The 16,977-nt window shown below is 69.5% G+C and carries 18 protein-coding genes and 1 riboswitch; of the genes, 4 read left to right on the top strand and 14 right to left on the bottom strand.

Going from position 1 to position 16,977, the window contains the following annotated elements; genetic code table 11:
• Window positions 1-29 precede the first annotated feature (29 nt).
• From AB0N22_RS16245 to AB0N22_RS16180, 14 genes are all read right to left on the bottom strand, one after another.
• Complete coding sequence (locus AB0N22_RS16245; RefSeq protein ID WP_364642483.1) at window positions 30-947, bottom strand: MetQ/NlpA family ABC transporter substrate-binding protein; 918 nt, start codon at window positions 945-947, stop codon at window positions 30-32.
• Between the two features lie 304 nt (window positions 948-1,251).
• Complete coding sequence (groL, locus tag AB0N22_RS16240; RefSeq protein ID WP_364642480.1) at window positions 1,252-2,883, bottom strand: chaperonin GroEL; 1,632 nt, start codon at window positions 2,881-2,883, stop codon at window positions 1,252-1,254.
• Between the two features lie 165 nt (window positions 2,884-3,048).
• Window positions 3,049-3,618 carry a dihydrofolate reductase family protein gene (locus AB0N22_RS16235; RefSeq protein ID WP_364642477.1) on the bottom strand — a complete coding sequence of 190 codons (570 nt, stop codon included), beginning with the start codon at window positions 3,616-3,618 and terminating at the stop codon, window positions 3,049-3,051.
• Between the two features lie 22 nt (window positions 3,619-3,640).
• Entirely contained in the window at window positions 3,641-4,903 is a 1,263-nt protein-coding gene (locus AB0N22_RS16230; protein ID WP_364642474.1) for a hypothetical protein, read from the bottom strand.
• On the bottom strand, window positions 4,900-5,331 hold the full coding sequence (locus AB0N22_RS16225) for a hypothetical protein (RefSeq protein ID WP_364642471.1): 432 nt from the start codon (window positions 5,329-5,331) through the stop codon (window positions 4,900-4,902). The genes AB0N22_RS16230 and AB0N22_RS16225 overlap by 4 nt, the downstream gene beginning before the upstream one ends.
• On the bottom strand, window positions 5,328-5,519 hold the full coding sequence (locus AB0N22_RS16220) for a hypothetical protein (protein ID WP_364642468.1): 192 nt from the start codon (window positions 5,517-5,519) through the stop codon (window positions 5,328-5,330). Before AB0N22_RS16220 ends, AB0N22_RS16225 begins: the two co-directional genes overlap by 4 nt.
• Window positions 5,516-7,345, bottom strand: coding sequence for a hypothetical protein (locus tag AB0N22_RS16215; protein ID WP_364642465.1), 1,830 nt, complete (start codon window positions 7,343-7,345; stop codon window positions 5,516-5,518). The genes AB0N22_RS16220 and AB0N22_RS16215 overlap by 4 nt, the downstream gene beginning before the upstream one ends.
• Window positions 7,346-7,456: 111 nt before the next feature.
• Window positions 7,457-7,657, bottom strand: coding sequence for a cold shock domain-containing protein (locus AB0N22_RS16210; RefSeq protein WP_364642462.1), 201 nt, complete (start codon window positions 7,655-7,657; stop codon window positions 7,457-7,459).
• Window positions 7,658-7,739: 82 nt separating this feature from the next.
• Window positions 7,740-8,018 carry a MoaD/ThiS family protein gene (locus tag AB0N22_RS16205; protein WP_364642459.1) on the bottom strand — a complete coding sequence of 93 codons (279 nt, stop codon included), beginning with the start codon at window positions 8,016-8,018 and terminating at the stop codon, window positions 7,740-7,742.
• Window positions 8,019-8,034: 16 nt separating this feature from the next.
• The gene (gene thrC / locus AB0N22_RS16200) at window positions 8,035-9,318 is read right to left on the bottom strand and encodes a threonine synthase (RefSeq protein WP_364642456.1); all 1,284 of its coding nucleotides are present in this window, start codon (window positions 9,316-9,318) and stop codon (window positions 8,035-8,037) included.
• Window positions 9,319-9,327: 9 nt separating this feature from the next.
• A riboswitch (SAM riboswitch) is annotated at window positions 9,328-9,440 on the bottom strand.
• 90 nt (window positions 9,441-9,530) lie between these two features.
• Window positions 9,531-9,983, bottom strand: coding sequence for a hypothetical protein (locus AB0N22_RS16195; RefSeq protein ID WP_364642454.1), 453 nt, complete (start codon window positions 9,981-9,983; stop codon window positions 9,531-9,533).
• Window positions 9,973-10,764 carry a trehalose-phosphatase gene (otsB, locus tag AB0N22_RS16190; protein ID WP_364642451.1) on the bottom strand — a complete coding sequence of 264 codons (792 nt, stop codon included), beginning with the start codon at window positions 10,762-10,764 and terminating at the stop codon, window positions 9,973-9,975. Before otsB ends, AB0N22_RS16195 begins: the two co-directional genes overlap by 11 nt.
• Window positions 10,765-10,768: 4 nt before the next feature.
• Window positions 10,769-11,302: a LytR C-terminal domain-containing protein gene (locus AB0N22_RS16185; RefSeq protein ID WP_364642448.1), complete on the bottom strand. Its 534-nt coding sequence runs from the start codon at window positions 11,300-11,302 to the stop codon at window positions 10,769-10,771.
• Between the two features lie 7 nt (window positions 11,303-11,309).
• On the bottom strand, window positions 11,310-11,606 hold the full coding sequence (locus AB0N22_RS16180) for a DUF3263 domain-containing protein (protein WP_364642445.1): 297 nt from the start codon (window positions 11,604-11,606) through the stop codon (window positions 11,310-11,312).
• A 149-nt stretch (window positions 11,607-11,755) separates the two neighbouring features.
• On the opposite strand from AB0N22_RS16180, the gene AB0N22_RS16175 reads away from it, so the two are divergent.
• Genes AB0N22_RS16175 through AB0N22_RS16160 form a run of 4 tightly spaced genes read left to right on the top strand, consistent with a single transcriptional unit; the run spans window position 11,756 to window position 16,952 of the window.
• Window positions 11,756-12,745 carry a Gfo/Idh/MocA family oxidoreductase gene (locus AB0N22_RS16175; protein ID WP_364642442.1) on the top strand — a complete coding sequence of 330 codons (990 nt, stop codon included), beginning with the start codon at window positions 11,756-11,758 and terminating at the stop codon, window positions 12,743-12,745.
• A 30-nt stretch (window positions 12,746-12,775) separates the two neighbouring features.
• Complete coding sequence (locus tag AB0N22_RS16170; RefSeq protein ID WP_364642439.1) at window positions 12,776-14,203, top strand: trehalose-6-phosphate synthase; 1,428 nt, start codon at window positions 12,776-12,778, stop codon at window positions 14,201-14,203.
• Window positions 14,204-14,212: 9 nt separating this feature from the next.
• Window positions 14,213-15,538, top strand: a complete 1,326-nt coding sequence (locus AB0N22_RS16165) for an MFS transporter (protein WP_364642436.1) — start codon at window positions 14,213-14,215, stop codon at window positions 15,536-15,538.
• Window positions 15,528-16,952, top strand: a complete 1,425-nt coding sequence (locus AB0N22_RS16160; protein WP_364642433.1) for an aminotransferase class V-fold PLP-dependent enzyme — start codon at window positions 15,528-15,530, stop codon at window positions 16,950-16,952. Before AB0N22_RS16165 ends, AB0N22_RS16160 begins: the two co-directional genes overlap by 11 nt.
• Window positions 16,953-16,977: the final 25 nt, after the last annotated feature.

The raw sequence follows: 16,977 nt of genomic DNA, 5'->3' as shown, positions 1-16,977 counted from the left end.
CGGTGTCACGCACCGCCGGGCCGACCGGCTCACTTCTGGGCCGCGGTGTCCTTCTCGACCTTGGTCAGGGACGCCTCGAGCTCGGACACGGGCGTCTTGACGAGCTCGGCCGTGCCGCCCGAGACCTCGAGCAGACCGTCCGTGACCTTCTTGGTGTCCTGGAAGATCTCGACGAGCTTGAGGTACGTCTTGTTGTCCTTGTCCTCGGCGCGGGCGGCGAAGACGTTGACGTACGGCAGCGCGTTGGGATCAGCCGGGTCGTCCTTGGCGATGGCGTCCTCGAACGACAGCCCGGCCTTCTCGACGAAGTCGTTGTTGATGATCGCCGCCGCGACGTCGTCGAGGGAGCTGGCCGTGACGTTGGCGTCGAGCGCCTTCACCTCGACCTTCGACGCCGCCTTGTCGACGTCGGCGAGGTCGGAGAAGATCGTGCCGCCGTCCTTGAGCGTGATCAGGCCGGCCGACTGCAGCACCAGCAACCCGCGAGCCTGGTTGCTCGCATCGTTGGGGACCGCGACGGTGTCACCGGCCTTGATGTCCTCGACCGAGTCGTGCTGCTTGGAGTACAGGCCGAGCGGGTAGATCGCGGTCGCACCGATGGGCTGCAGATCCTGGTCGTTCGAGACGTTGTAGTCCGCGAGGTAGACGATGTGCTGGAACTGGTTGAGGTCGAGCTCGCCCTCGGCGACCGCCGGGTTGGGCTGCGCGTAGTCGGTGAAGTCGACGATCTCGACATCGATCCCCTCGGCCTCGGCGGCCTTCTTGTAGTCGGCCCAGTAGGGGTCACTGGCGCCGACGACACCGATCTTGACGGTCTCGCCCTTGGCGTCGCTGTCACCGCCGCCGAAGATCAGGAAGCCGGCGACGACGATCGCCGCCACGACGGCCGCGATCACGGCGTAGAGGGGTCCGCGGCGCTTGGGCGCCTCGATGGTGGTCTCGGACATGGTGCTTCCTTTCGCCCGGCTCGTGGCCGGTGGTTCCGGTGGCGGAGGTGTTCCGCGGTGTCCACGGTAGGAAGCAACCGGCGCATGCCCTGACCGATTCCGGCATGCAAGATGTGGTCGGTCACATCCCCGGGATCGGGTATGACCTGACATGACGAAGGCCCCGGAACCTTTCGGTTCCGGGGCCTTGTCTTGGACTCCTGGGGAGGCAACTCCCCAGCGCTGGGACTCCCCGGCGCTGGCTGCCCTCGACGCGTGACCTCGAGGGACCAGAGTCGCTAGGTCAGGTCCAGTCGCTACGCGACTAGAAGCCCATGCCTCCCATGTCCCCCATGTCCGGGGCGCCTCCGCCGGCCGGAGCAGGCTCCGGCTTGTCGGCGACGACGGCCTCGGTGGTGAGGAACAGGGCCGCGATCGAGGCTGCGTTCTGCAGCGCCGAGCGCGTGACCTTGGCGGGGTCGATGATGCCGGCCGCGATCAAGTCGACGTACTCGCCGGTCGCGGCGTTGAGGCCCCAGCCCGACTCGAGTCCGGCGACCTTCTCCGCGACGACGCCACCCTCGAGGCCGGCGTTGATCGCGATCTGCTTGAGCGGAGCCGACGCCGCGGTGCGAACGATGTTCGCGCCGGTGGCCTCGTCACCCGTGAGCTCGAGCTTCTCGAAGACCGCTGCGGTGGCCTGGACGAGCGCCACGCCACCACCGGCGACGATGCCCTCCTCGACGGCCGCCTTGGCGTTGCGGACGGCGTCCTCGATGCGGTGCTTGCGCTCCTTGAGCTCGACCTCGGTCGCCGCGCCCACCTTGATGACGGCGACGCCGCCGGCGAGCTTGGCGAGGCGCTCCTGGAGCTTCTCGCGGTCGTAGTCCGAGTCACTGTTCTCGATCTCGGCCTTGATCTGGCTGACGCGGCCCTGGATCTGGTCGTCGGAGCCACCGCCCTCGACGATCGTGGTCTCGTCCTTGGTCGTGACGACCTTGCGAGCCGTGCCGAGCAGCGTCAGGTCGGCGGTCTCGAGGCTGAGGCCGACCTCCTCGCTGATGACCTCGCCACCCGTGAGGATGGCGATGTCGGCCAGCATGGCCTTGCGACGGTCACCGAAGCCCGGAGCCTTGATGGCGACGGACTTGAAGGTGCCGCGCATCTTGTTGACGACCAGCGTCGCGAGAGCCTCGCCCTCGACGTCCTCGGCGATGATGACCAGCGGCTTGCCGGCCTGCATGACCTTCTCGAGGACGGGGACCATGTCCTTCACGGAGCTGATCTTGGAGTTGACGATGAGGATGTAGGGATCCTCGAGCACGGTCTCCTGGCGCTCGGCGTCGGTCACGAAGTAGCCCGACAGGTGACCCTTGTCGAAGCGCATGCCCTCGGTGAGCTCCAGGTCGAGGCCGAACGTGTTCGACTCCTCGACCGTGATGACGCCCTCCTTGCCGACCTTGTCCATGGCCTCGGCGATGATCTCGCCGACCGTGGTGTCAGCAGCGGAGATCGAGGCGGTCGAAGCGATCTGCTCCTTGGTCTCGACGTCCTTGGCCATGCCCAGCAGCTGCGAGCTGATGGCCTCGACAGCGGCCTCGATGCCCTTCTTGAGACCCATCGGGTTGGCGCCGGCCGCGACGTTGCGCAGGCCTTCGCGGACGAGGGCCTGGGCCAGGACCGTGGCGGTCGTCGTGCCGTCACCGGCAACGTCGTCGGTCTTCTTGGCGACCTCCTTGACGAGCTCCGCGCCGATCTTCTCGTAGGGATCCTCGAGCTCGATCTCCTTGGCGATGCTCACGCCGTCGTTGGTGATCGTGGGGGCGCCCCACTTCTTCTCCAGGACGACGTTGCGGCCCTTGGGACCGAGCGTGACCTTGACGGCGTCGGCGAGCTGGTTCATACCGCGCTCGAGACCGCGCCGCGCTTCCTCGTTGAAAGCAATGGTTTTTGCCATGTGTACGTTTCTCCGACTTGGTTGTCGACGTGGACGACCAGGCGATGCCCGCGACGGACGGCTGCGGCGTTGCGGCGAACCCTTCTCGCCACGGCCCACAACCTCATCGGTCTGGTCCAGGTGTTTAGCACTCTCATCATACGAGTGCTAATCAACGTCGCGCAATCAGGTGGCGGCTTTGGGCTTGACGTCGTACGACAGCTCGGCGAACTGGCCGACCTGGCTCACCCCGGTGAGGGTCAGCCGGTCCGACCGGATGTCACGCGGCAGCAACGGCGCCCCGGCGCCGAGGGTCACCGGCGCGATCGACACCATGACCCGGTCGAGCAGGCCCGCGTCGTCGAACTGGCCGACCAGGTCGCCGCCGCCCATCAGCCAGATGTCCCGGTCGCCGGCCGCGGCGGTCATCTCGGCGTGCACCTGATCGACCGGGGCCTGCGTGAACCGGATGTCGGCGTGCGGGACGGCCGGCAGGTCGCGGTGGGTGAACACCCAGCTCGGCCGTTCGCCGAACGACTCCTGCCACGCACCCGGCTTCTCGTGGGGCTTCTCCACCTCGAGCAGCCAGTCGTACGTCGAGGAGCCCATCACCAGGGCTCCGATGCCGGCCATGAAGTCACCGATGCCCGACTCCGCCTCGGCAGCTCCCGGCACCTCGAAGAGCCAGTCGAGCGAGTGGTCCGTCGTCGCGAGGTAGCCGTCGAGGCTCGTCGCGGTGTAGTAGATCGTCGCCATGGAGCCGACGCTAGCGACGTCCTCAGACAGAGAACAGCAGGAAGAGCCCGGTGAAGGTGTAGGCGACCATGAGGACCAGCATCCCGAGCTGTCCGCTGAGGCGGTGCCCCTTGGGCAGCAGCTCCAACGCCCGGTCATGGGCGGCGACGACCGCGAGCACGTGGCCGACGACCACGAACGTCACCTTGAGCCCGGCGAGCAGCGAGGTGTGCTCGGACAGGAAGTACGACGTCGTGGGATCGCCCAGCGGCTGCCACCCGCGACCGAGCGGGTCGAGCAGCGCGAAGAACGCGACCTGGCCCTTCTCGAGCAGGTACGTCAGGTAGTGGGCGAAGATGTAGCCGACGACGATCGGCACGAGCGAGTGCGCCAGTCGGCCCGGCAGCAGCGCGCGGTCACGGCCGCTCACTCCCCCGGTCGCCCGCGCCGCGACGACGAACAGCACGCCGACGATGATGCAGAACCCCAGCAGCGTCAGTGCGTTCTGCCAGTCCGCGAGGGTCTTGCCCTGCCAGAACTCCGACGCCGAGAAGCTGTCGTACGCCGTGGAGCCCAGCAGCACCGCGAGCAGCGCGACCAGACCGGGAGCCACTGGCGTCGTCGTCAGTCCGCGCAGCGGGTTGCGCGACTGCCGGCCGTCCCGGACGACCGGCGACAGCCGCGCGATGATCGCGCTGTAGACGTCGAACGGGTCGGCCCGGTCGTACCAGCGCTGGCCGAAGGCCAGGCCTCCCGCGAGCGTCACCGCGATGTAGATCGCGACCCAGGTGCGCACCGCGTCCACCGAGCCGGGATCGGGCGAGGCGAGCTCGAGCCAGACGAACGCGAACAACCCGGCCACCGCCGGCCAGTAGCCGAGCCGCTCCGGATAGGTCCAGAACCCGTCGGGCCGGCCGGTGAGCCGGCCGAGCACCGACTGGATGGTCCGCCACGGCGAGAGGTCCCGCCAGACGTGACCGGCCAGCAGGGCGAGGGGCACCAGGCCGACCCACACGAAGATGTAGATCGCGCCGAGTCCGCCGTTGTCCGATCCGGACGGCCCGGCGTACAACGCCGTCAGGACCCAGGCGGTGAGCGCGAGCCCGACCACCGCGAGCCACGGTCGACGACGAGGCCGGTCGGTGACAGTCAAGGCGCCTTGGAACCTCGGTTCCTTCCAGGCCAGCGCGAGCACCGCGAACGAGATCGTCAGCGCCCACGAGGCACCCACCATGGCGTACAGGAACGGGATCGGCAGGTCGGTGGACCCGCCGACGCCGTGGGCCTGCAGCCCGGCGGCGATCACGGCTCGACGACGAGCTGCACGATCGTGACGTCGAGGTGGTGGGCCTCGACCGCGACCTGCCCCGGGGTGTCGATCGTGAGCTGCTCGGTCAGCGGCTCGCCGGCCTTGACCTGATAGGTGTGCTCAGGATCGGAGTGGACGTGGATCTCCTCGTCGGCGTCCGACCTGATGTTCAACGAGATCGGGGCGCCGACCTTGACCTTGACGCGCTTGCCCTGGCCGACCACCTTGCCGTCCTGGATCACGATGGCGACCACGGTTCCGGAGACCTTGTCCTTGAGGTCCTCCTGCGCCTTCTCGAGCTGCTCGGCCTGCTCGGCCTGCTGATCGGCGACCGAGGTGGTCGGCACGTCGGGATCGGGCTCGTCCGATCCTCCGCAGCCGGCGAGGACGAGGACGCAGGCGAGCAGGGTGGCGGCGATCTTCACTCGTTCTCCTTGGTGTCGTCATCGGGCTCGAAGGCCCGCTCGATGATGTCGCGCTCCTCGAGCTCCTCGCGCCGGTCCTTGCGGGCGATGTAGAGGATCACCCCGACGACCACGACGGCCGGCACCAGTGCCGGGATGGCGAGCAGGGCAGCGTGGTGGGCAACGATCTGGTCGGCGCCCGGCGTCATGAGCTCAGCGTAGGCGTACGGTCACCCGGCGCCGCGCCTTCGTGCTCCTCGATGCGGCGTGCGACCCGGGCCACCGAGACCGAGATCCCGACGATGATCGCCAGGCTGCACAGCAGGACGACCATGTTGGCCGCGGCCCACAGCACCGGCGACGTGTCACCCTTGCGCTCGCGCTGCAGGATGTCGATCTCCGGCACGAAGTCACGGGTGAACGACGCGTCGGCCGGCACCTCCTCGACCTTCAGCGGCGCGTCGGCCGGCATGAAGATGGGGACGGCGGCGAGCGTGCGGCCGTCCTGCACGCGCAGCAGCGTCTTCCAGTTGCCGCCGACGGGCACGGGCTGGGTCGACTCCCACGTGTTGTCACCCGTACGGCGGAGGCGATCCGTCACGACGCCGGCGCCACCGCCCTGCCAAGCGGTGATCTGCACCCAGGTCGGGTGGTCGTCGACGAGGTCGGCCGGCTCGATCGTGACCTTGGCCATGACCTCGGGCTGGTCGGTCGTGCCGACCTGGGTCAGCGCGAAGTCAGCCGACGCGTTCTTGGGCACCGTGGCGTACAGGCCGTTGGCGACGGCCGCGGCGATCAGGAGCACCGAGACGGTCACGATCGTGCGGCTGATCTTCCTGGCCGGCAGACGACCCTGCAGGCCGAGGGCGAACAGGGCGCCGCACAGGCCGCAGGCGATGGCAACCGGGACCGCCATGAGCAGGCCCTCGAGCCACATGTCCCGGCTCCAGGGGAACTGGAAGACCCGGTCGTTCCAGAACTTCTCGATCACGAGCCCGACGGTGCCGATGAGGAACCCGCCGACCGCGCCGAACCACAGCGGCTTGTCGCGCAGCTGCGTCAGAGCCAGCAGCTCGATCAGGACGGCGCTGCCGAGGTAGAGCGGGAAGACGTGGTGCGCCTCACCGAAGAAGTCCGTGACGATGAACGAGATGATGCCGCGCATCAGCAGGAAGAACACCGCGGCGACGATCGCCGCACCCGGACCGACGAACAGCCGGGCCGCGACGAGGGCGACGCTGGCCGCTGCGACGATCATGAGCGGCGCGAACACCATGCGGAACTGCGCGATGCCGAAGTCGAACTCGGCCTGGAACACCGAGAGCCCGATCAGCAGGGCGCCGAACCCGATCGACAGGGTGCCGGTCCGGATCCAGGTCGGCATCTGCTTGCCGTTCTGGCGGATCGCGAAGTCTGCCTCGCGGTGCAGCAGGATGATGCCGGCGGTCGACAGGCCCGCGCCACCGATCAGCATGAGGTGCGTGGGACCCCACAGGGTGACGTCCTGGCCGAACATCCGGTGCCAGACGTCGTCGAGGGGGAAGCCGATCAGGGCGTACATGCCGCACGCCGCGATGAAGAGGCCGCTGACGGGGGCGTACCAGTTGCGCGTGATCCGGACCGACGCGATGCCGGGCTTCTCCCCGTCGCGGGCGTAGACGACCGCCGACATGCCGGCGATGAACAGGGCGAAGAGCCCGTAGAGGATCAGGTAGTGCGCGGGGTTGGCGAGGGGGCCGGCGTCGCGGCCGCGGCCCGCGTGCAGGCTGACGTCCCACATGAAGCCCAGCAGGGCGATGATCAGGGAGCTCGCGACGAAGAAGGTGGGGATCGAAGCCCAGCCCGGCTCCCCCGTGCGGGCACCCAGACGCTCGCCGGCCCTCTGGAACCACTCGATGCGGTGCGTGCGGTGGGCCCACGCGATGACCAGCAGGATGCCGGTGACGATGCCGGCCGCGATCGACAGGCCGATGACCTGGCTGAGCTCGGCTCCGCCCGAGGGCGCGGTGACGGGTTCCGTCGCAGTGATGAACATACCGGGAGTATGTCACCGAGTATGTGACATCGCAAGTGTCATATACGTCTCATCGACCGGGTCCGGGCATGAAAAAACCCGGTCCCCCCGGACCGGGTCCTTCCATGGACTTCAGTGTCCGACAACCTCGTGGGCTTCGCGACCCTTGGGACCGTCGACCACCTCGAACTCGACCTTCTGGCCGTCCTCGAGCGTCTTGTAACCGTCTGACGCGATCTTGGACCAATGGACGAAGACGTCGTCCTGGCCCTCGACCTCGATGAAGCCGTAGCCCTTGTCAGCGTTGAACCACTTGACGGTGCCTTGCACCATGCCGCCACTCCCACCTGATCCTGGAGGAACCCACCTGCCGGAGCCCCTTCATGCGCAGAGCCTACAAGGCTTCGCTGCGAGCTCAGCAACCACCGGCAACCGCTGGGATGATGGAGACCTGGGTGCCCGTCGGGGTCGGGGTGTCGAGACCCTGGGCGAAGCGGACGTCCTCCTCGGCGACGTAGATGTTGACGAACCGGCGCAGCTTGCCCTGCTCGTCGACGACGCGCGCCTTGATGCCGGGGAACGTGCCCTCGAGGGACTCGATGACCTCGCTGAGCGTCGTGCCCTCGGCGGTGACCTGGGACTGGTCCTGTGTGTAGGTGCGCAGGATCGTCGGGATGCGTACGTTGATGCTCACGGTGCTCCTTGGATGGTCAGGCTCGGGCGATGCCGGACGCGACGAACGCGTCGTAGGTCGGGGCGATGGTGGCGGCGGGGCGGACCAGCCCGGTCACGGCGTCGAGCGTCTTGAGACCGTGACCGGTGTTGATCACGACGGTCTCGAGCTCGGGATCCAGCGCGCCGGTCTCGACGAGCTTCTTGAGCACGCCGATCGTGGTGCCGCCCGCGGTCTCGGTGAAGATGCCCTCGGTGCGGGCCAGCAGGACGATGGCCTCGCGCACCTCGTCGTCGGAGATGTCGGCGACCGCGCCGCCGGTGTCGCGGCAGATGTCGAGGACGTACACGCCGTCGGCGGGGTTGCCGATCGCGAGCGACTTGGCGATCGTGTCGGGGCGCACCGGACGTACGGCGTCCCAGCCCTCACGGAACGCCTCGGAGACCGGCGAGCAGCCCGTCGCCTGCGCGCCGAAGACCTTGTAGGGCTTGTCGTCGACCAGCCCGAGCGCGATGAGCTCCTGGAACGCCTTGTGGACCTTGGTCAGCTGCGAGCCGGAGGCGACCGGGATGACGATCTGGTCGGGCAGCCGCCAGCCGAGCTGCTCGGCGATCTCGTAGCCCAGCGTCTTGGACCCCTCGGCGTAGAAGGGCCGGACGTTGACGTTGACGAACGCCCAGCCGTCCTCCTCACCGGCGATCTCGGAGGCGAGCTTGTTGACGTCGTCGTAGGTGCCGTCGACGGCCACGAGGTTCTCGGTGTAGACCGCCGAGTTGACCTGCTTGGGCGTCTCGAGGTTGCTCGGGATGAACACGACCGTCTTGATGCCGGCCCGGGCGCCGGCCGCGGCGACGGCGTTGGCGAGGTTGCCGGTCGAGGGGCAGGCGAAGACCTTGCTGCCGAGCTCGCGGGCGGCGCTCAAGGCGCACGCGACGACGCGGTCCTTGAACGAGTTGGTCGGGTTGGTGCTGTCGTCCTTGACCCAGAGCTTGGCCAGGCCCAGCTCGGCGGCGAGGTTGTCGGCCTTGAGCAGCCGGGTGAAGCCGGGCTCGAGGTTGGGGCTGAGCTCGATGTCGTCGGGGACCGGGAGGAGCGCCTTGTAGCGCCAGATGTTGGCCGGGCCGGCGGCGATCTGCTCGCGCGTGACGGCCGGGAAGTCGTACCGGATCTCGAGGGGGCCGAAACACTCGGCGCACACGTAGTGCGGGCCGAGCTCGCGGGCCGTGCCGCACTCGCGACAGGACAGCTCGACGGCGTTTCCGAACGCCCCTTCGCGGATCGACGGGGCGGTCGCGACGGACGAGGCGGCGGTGGAGGTCATGGGGCTTCCCTTTCATCTTTCCCGGATCGACTGTCGTCCGGGACGGATTGAGCACCTGGTCGATGAGCGACTGGTTGCTGGGGCGTCGTAGGGCCGTGTCCCTGTACCCCTCGTGATGAGTGGTTTCAGCCTACGGGCGCGTCTCACGATGTGTCCACTCGGTCCAGATGCTGAAACGCTGAGGTCCGCCACCCGGTCCTAGCGCCTCGGGGTCAGGACCGGCGGGAGAAGCGGGTGCGGGGCGGCGGGTAGTCGCCGTCGGCGAGGTTCGCGAGGCGCTCGAACGGGTTGTACGACGCGTGGTCGCCGGCGATGACGTACGAGACGGCGACGCAGAGGAAGTAGACGGGCAGCATCACGACGCCGAGGACGAACGCGTACTGCGTGCAGTGCCGGTCCTCGTGCCGCAGCAGCAGCGGACGATCGGCGAAGAAGTCGAGATCGTGCTTGCTCGTGATGACGCTGCCGACCGTGAACGCACTCGCCACCGGGAAGCCGAACCGGTAGCCGGTGGCGAGATAGGTGCCGCGGCCGTGGCGGGTGATCGATGCCCCACCGACCCGGGCGATCGCGAGGCCGAGCGGAGTGCTGAGGTTGATCCAGTTGAGCACCGTGCGGACACGGGTCCACCGTGTGTGCGGCAGCAGCGCCGGATCAGAACTCATCCGCCAGGGCTTCCAACCAGTCCGCGACGGCGTCGGGGCCGTCGAGGACGAGGTCGGCGTGCTCCACCAAGGCATCCTGCTCCGTCGACGCCGAGCAGATCAGCAGGCCGCCGACGCCGTCGGCGCGCAGCTCCTCGACCGCGGTGAAGGCCGGTAGGTCGCCGAGGTCGTCGCCGGCGAAGATCACCTGACGCGCCCCGAGCCGTGAGACGAGCGCGCGCACCGCGTCGCCCTTGTCGTTCCCGGGGGCGCGGAGCTCGATGACCTGGCGGCCCGGCTCGACCGCGAGGCCCAGGTCGTCGGCGAGCGCAGACAACGGCTCGGCCAGCTCGTCGAGGAGTCCTCGGTCGATGCCCCGGGTGTGGATCGCGATCGCGAGGCCCTTGTCCTCGATGCGTACGTGGGACGCTCCGCGCTCGGCCAGCCATCCCGGCAGCTCGTCGGCGAGGCGACCGACCGACTCGGGCCGCTCGGGCTCGACGGTCTCGGACGTCGCGGCATCCCAGCGCTCGGCGCCGTACTGGCCCCAGATCACGAGCCGCTCGAACCCGTCGGTCCTGGCGAAGCCGCCCAGCTCCAGGGCCTGCCTCACGGGGCGGCCCGTCACGATCGCCACCTGGCCCAGCACGCGGCCGAGCCGGGCCAGCGCCGCGATCGACCGCTCGTGGGCGTACGCCTCGGTCGGGTCGTCGACGATGTGGGCCAGCGTGCCGTCGAAGTCGAGCGCGAGCAGGGTGCCGGCGGGATCTTCGATCACCGCGGCACGGATGGATGCGGACACCCGACTATTGTTGCGGGCCCGCCAGGATGATCGTCAGGCGGTCGGTCCTCATGGGCGCGAAGCTCGGCAGGATGCGCCCGATGTCCAGGTCGTCGCCCAGCAGCCTGGCCTGCTCGGCCAGCTGCGGCGGGAAGTAGATCGTGTTGCCCGCGATCGACCCGCGCCAGTTGCCGACCCTGACGTCGGTCCAGCCGGCCTGCCGGACCTTGACCGAGTAGGTGGCGGCCAGGCCCTGGATCGTCGTGTTGTTGAGCACCGAGACCCCCGCGTCGCGGTTGGCCTCCGGCTCCTCGGTGGTCTTGGTCGGCTCCGGAGACGGCGACGGCGTGGTCTCCGTGGTCTTCGTCGGATCCGGCGAAGGCGTCTGCGACGGCGTCGTCGCAGAAGGCGAGGGCGTCGCGACCGGGGTGTCCGGGTCGTCGTCGACGAACAGCCAGCCCAGCCAGCCGGCCGCGCCGATGCAGAGCATGACGGTCAGGACGATGAACCAGCTGGCCGGTACGTAGGCCTTGCCGGACGGAGTCCTGCGGTGGTCCATGGGAACCTTAGAGGTCGATGCCGAGACGTCTGGCCGAACGGCTGCGCTGGCGCTGGGCACGCAGGCGGCGCAGGCGCTTGACCAGGAGTGGATCGTACGCGAGGGCGTCCTCGCGGTCGATCAAGGCGTTGAGCACCTGGTAGTAGCGAGTCGCGGACATGTCGAACTTGTCGCGGATCGCCTGCTCCTTGGCGCCGGCGTACTGCCACCAGAGCCGCTCGAGCGCCAGGATCTCGCGGTCGCGCTCCGACAGCAGCTCTTCAGCCGCCGGGCTCCCGGTCTTCGACTTCTCCACAGCGCTCATGCCACTACCTCCGACAAGAACCCACGATACGGAGGCAGCGGCATGATCCCTGCCTCAAGATTCGCTCGCTGGCGCTCGGTCATGCGGATGATTCTAGGGCACGAATCACACCGGTGTCATTTGCTTCGCCGAATGGCAGGGTGGGTGTCATGACGACCGACGCAGGGACGCACGGGCCCATCAGATGGGGAATTCTCGCGACCGGCCGCATCGCGGAGTCGTTCGCGACCGACCTCGCGCTGGTCGAGGGCAACGAGCTCGCGGCGGTGGGCTCCCGCCGGCCTGACGCCGCCCGCACGTTCGCCGAGCGGTTCGGAGCGGCGCGGGCCCACGGCTCGTACGAGGAGCTGGCCGCCGATCCGGGCGTCGACGTCGTCTACGTCGCGACGCCGCACAGCCGGCACCTCGAGGACGTCCTCATGTGCTTCGAGGCCGGCAAGGCGGTGCTGTGCGAGAAGGCGCTGACGATGAACCTCGCTGACACCGAACGGCTCGTCGCAGAAGCGCGATCGCGTGGCCTGTTCTTCGCCGAGGCCATGTGGATGCGGGCGAACCCCAACATCCGACGCATCGCGGAGCTGGCGAGCAGCGGCGCGCTCGGCACGATCGGCCAGGTCCGGGCCGAGCTCGGCTTCGTCGGGCCGGCCTCGACCGCCCGCCTCTGGGACCCGCAGCTCGGCGCCAGCGCTCTCCTGGACGTCGGGATCTATCCCCTGACCTTCGCGCACCTGATCCTCGGCGAGCCCGTCGGCATCGCCGCCGCCGGCACGCTGTCCGACCAGGGCATCGACGTCGCGGGCGGAGCGACCATGACGTACGCCGGAGGGGCGGTCGCGAGCATCGCCTGGACCCAGGTGGCCCGCAGCGACAACCGGGCGTCGGTCGCCGGCGATGCCGGGCTCATCGAGATCCCGGCGCGCTTCCACCACCCCACGATGTTCACGCACTGGCACGACGACCGGCTCGACACCCTGAGCGAGCCCGTGACGGGCCGCGGCTACGCGCACGAGATCGAGGAGGTCGCCGCCTGCCTGCGCGCCGGTGCGACCGAGTCGGCCCTCCTGCCGCTCGACGAGACCGTGTCGATCATGCGACAGGCCCAAACGATCCTGGACCAGCTCGGGGTCGCCGCCCGGTGAGCCCCGACACATCCGGCTAGGCTGCCGTGCATGGGGACCGGTACCGCAGACTTCGTCGTGATCGCCAACCGTCTGCCGGTCGACCGGGTGACCTCGCCCGACGGCAGCACGATGTGGCGCACCTCCCCCGGTGGGCTGGTGACCGCCCTCGAGCCCGTGATGCGCAGCAACGGTGGAGCGTGGATCGGCTGGCACGGCGCCGCTGACGAGAAGCTCAAGCCCTTCGAGCACAGCGGGCTGCACCTCGTACCGGTTCCGCTCTCGGAGGAGGAGGTCGCCGAGTACTACGAGGGATTCTCCAACTCGACCCTCTGGCCGCTCTACCACGACGTCGTCGCGCCGCCCGCCTTCCACCGCGAGTGGTGGGACGCCTACGTGCGGGTCAACCGGCGCTTCGCCGAGAAGGCCGCCGAGGTCGCCAACGAGAATGCCGTCGTCTGGGTGCAGGACTACCAGCTCCAGCTCGTGCCGAGCATGCTGCGCGAGCTCCGCCCCGACCTGCGCATCGGCTTCTTCCTGCACATCCCGTTCCCGCCGGCCGAGCTGTTCCAGCAGCTGCCGTGGCGTCGCCAGATCCTCGAGGGGCTGCTCGGCGCCGATCTCGTCGGCTTCCAGATGCCCGGCGCGGCGCAGAACTTCGTCCGCCTCGTGCGCCAGCGGGTCGGTCACAAGACCCATCGCGACATGATCTACCTCCCCGACGGGCGGACGGTGCTCGCCAAGGCCTATCCCATCTCGATCGACGCCGCCGGGTTCGAGGAGCTCGCCCGTACGCCCGAGGTCATCGCACGGGCCGCGGAGATCCGCGAGAGCCTCGGCAACCCCAAGGTCATGCTGCTCGGCATCGACCGGCTCGACTACACCAAGGGCCTGCGGCAGCGCCTCCGAGCTTTCGGCGAGCTCATCGCCGAAGGTTCGCTGCACGTCGACGACGCCGTGTTCGTGCAGGTCGCGACCCCGTCACGCGAGCGCGTCGACCAGTACAAGATCCTGCGCGACGACATCAACCGACTGGTCGGGCGCATCAACGGCGACGTGGCGCGGATCGGCCAGCAGCCGGTGACCTACCTGCACGCGTCCTACCCGCGCGCCGAGATGGCCGCGCTCTACCGGGCTGCCGACGTCATGGTCGTGACGCCGCTGCGCGACGGCATGAACCTCGTCGCCAAGGAGTACGTCGCGTGCCGCTACGACGACCGCGGCGCGCTCGTGCTGAGCGAGTTCGCCGGCGCGGCGTCCGAGCTCAAGTCGGCCTACCAGGTCAACCCGCACGACATCAACGGCATGAAGAGCATGATGCTGGCCGCGATCAACGCCAGCCCGCGCGAGAACGCCCGACGCATGAAGGCGATGCGCAAGCAGGTCATGGAGAACGACATCGAGCTCTGGGCGGCCAACTTCCTGCGCGAGCTCACGTCAGTCCGCGACCCGCACGCCAAGAACGTCCGCCCGGTCTAGCCTCCCTGCATGACCTCGCTGTCCCCCTCGGTGCGTCGCGGGTACGCGCTGGGGAGCGTCGCGACCGGGACATTCGGCACCGTGCCCGGCCTCCTGCTGCTGCCCTACCTCACGGACTCGCTCGGCATCGCGGCCGTCGTCGCGGGCTTCATCGTGTTCGTCCCCAAGGCGTGGGACGTCGTGCTCAACCCGGTCGCCGGCCGGATCAGCGACCGGTCGACGTCGCCGGCAGGTCGGCGTCGGCCGTTCCTCCTCAAGGGCGGCCTGGTCCTCGCGGTGTGCTTCGCGCTGCTGTTCGCCGGCCCCACCGGCCCGCCGGTCGTCGCCGGCGCGTGGGTCGTGGTGTGGTTCCTGGCGTGCGCCACGGCCTACGCGTTCTTCCAGGTGCCGTACGTCGCGATGCCGGCCGAGATGACGCTCGACTATGCCGAGCGCACGCGGCTCATGACGTGGCGGGTCGCCGTGCTGGCCCTCGCGATCCTGCTGTCCGGTGCCACGGCGCCGATGGTCGTCAACGCGTTCGGCGGCGAGGAGTCCGCCACGGGCTACCGCTTCATGGGTGTGTACGTCGCCCTGATCCTTGCGGCGGGTGTCTACGGAGCGTGGCGCGGCACCCGAGACGCACCCGAGCACCGGGTCGAGACCGCGGCCGGCTCCCTGCGGGACCAGCTGCGACTCGTGTCCGCGGTGCGCGACTTCCGGGTGCTGCTGCTGACGTTCGTGCTTCAGGCGATCGGCGTCGGGGCGATGCTGGCCGGCGTCGCGTACGTCGCCGACGACCTGCTCGACAGCGAGGCCGCGACCACGATCCTGTTCGCGGCGTTCGTCGCGCCCGCGCTGCTGGTGACGCCGCTGTGGGAGCGGTATGCCGCGCGGCGGGGCAAGCGGTCGGGCTACCTCGTCGCCTCGGGCTGTCTCGTGGCCGGCTCGCTCGCGCTGTTCCAGGCGCGCGTCGACCAACACCTTGTCGTGTACGCCGCCGCGGCCGTCGTCGGGATCGGCTACGCCGGCGCCCAGGTCTTCCCGATGGCGATGCTGCCGGACGTCGCCGCGCACGACGCCGCGACCTCCGGTGAGAACCGGATCGGCGTCTTCACCGGGGTCTGGACCGCCGGCGAGACCCTGGGACTGGCGATCGGACCCGGGCTGTTCGCACTCGTGCTCGCCCTGGGCGGGTACGTCTCGTCGACCGACCACACCGCCGTGCAGCCGGAGAGCGCCCGCACGGCCATCGCCGTCGGCTTCTCCCTCGTGCCGGCCGCACTGATCGCGATCAGCCTGCTGTTCCTGCGCCGCTACCGACTCGACGACCTGGAGGCCATCCGTGAGCCCTGACGACATCCTCCGCCGGCTCGAGGAGCTGCGCGCACACGACCTGCCGACCCACGGCGGTCGCACGATGGCGTACGTCTACGACTCCGGGCTGGCCGAGGCCGACGAGGTCGGCAAGCAGGCTCTGGCGATGTATGCCTCGACCAACGGCCTCGACCCGACCGCGTTCCCCAGCCTGCTGGCGATGGAACGGGATCTCGTCGCCTTCGGCCGCTCGCTCTTCCACGGACCCTCTGCCGTCGGGACGGTGACCTCGGGCGGGACCGAGTCGATCCTGCTCGCGGTGCAGGCGGCCCGCGACGCCCGTCCCGGCGCGCCGGACCCGGTGATGATCGTGCCAACGACGATCCACGCGGCCTTTCACAAGGCGGCGCACTACTTCGGCGTCGAGCGTGTGAGCGTCGACGTCGACCCGGCGACCAAGAGGGCCGACGCCGCAGCGATGACCGCGGCCATGGAGGCGTACGGGGACCGGGTCGTCCTCGTCGCCGCCTCCGCCCCGTCGTACGCCCACGGGGTCGTCGACCCGATCGAGGCCCTCGCTGCCGAGGCTCTCGCGCGCGGCATCCGGTGCCACGTCGACGCGTGCATCGGCGGCTGGGTCCTGCCGTGGGCCGAGCGCCTGGGGCGTCCGGTCACCCCCTGGGACTTCCGGGTGCCCGGCGTCACGAGCATCTCGGCCGACCTGCACAAGTACGCCTACACCCCCAAGGGGGTCTCGCTGCTGCTGCACGCGACGCCGGACCTGCGCCGGCCGCAGTACTTCGCGAGCGCCGACTGGCCGGGCTACACGATGCTCAACGCGACGATGCAGTCCACCAAGTCCGGCGGTCCGCTGGCCGCGGCGTGGGCCGTCGTCAACCTGATCGGCGACGCCGGCTATCTCGAGCTCGTCCGCACGACGCTGGACGGCACGGCGGAGCTCGTGGCGGGCATCGAGGAGCAGGAGCACGTACGCCTCGTGGTCCGGCCGGACTCGTCACTCGTCACGATCGAGACGGACGAGACCTGCGACGTCTTCACGGTCAGCGACGAGATGCTGGCGCGTGGCTGGTTCGTCCAGCCGCAGATGTCGTTCCGGGACATGCCGGCATCGCTGCACCTCACGGTCTCGGCCGCGACGGCTCCGGCGGTCCCTGAGTTCCTGGCCGCCCTCGCCGAGTCGCTCGACGCTGCCACGGCGTCCGGGCCGATCGTGATCGACCAGGAGCTGCGTGCGGCGGCAGTCGCGCTCGACCCTCAGGCGCTCGACGACGAGGCGTTCGACGGCCTGCTCGCGCTGGCCGGGCTCGGCTCGGGCACCGGCGACGTCACGGTCCCGGAGCGCATGGCCCCCGTCAACGCCCTGCTCGACGTGGCCCCGCCGGCACTGCGCGAGGCGCTCCTGGTCGCGTTCCTCGACCGGCTCTCCCGCTGACCCGCTGAGCGTGACGTTCTGCAGG

The sequence above is a fragment of the Aeromicrobium sp. NPDC092404 genome, from assembly GCF_040684095.1.
GTDB lineage: Bacteria > Actinomycetota > Actinomycetes > Propionibacteriales > Nocardioidaceae > Aeromicrobium.
The sequence above is the reverse complement of the archived record's forward strand: the minus strand, read 5'-3'. Positions and strand labels throughout refer to the sequence as shown.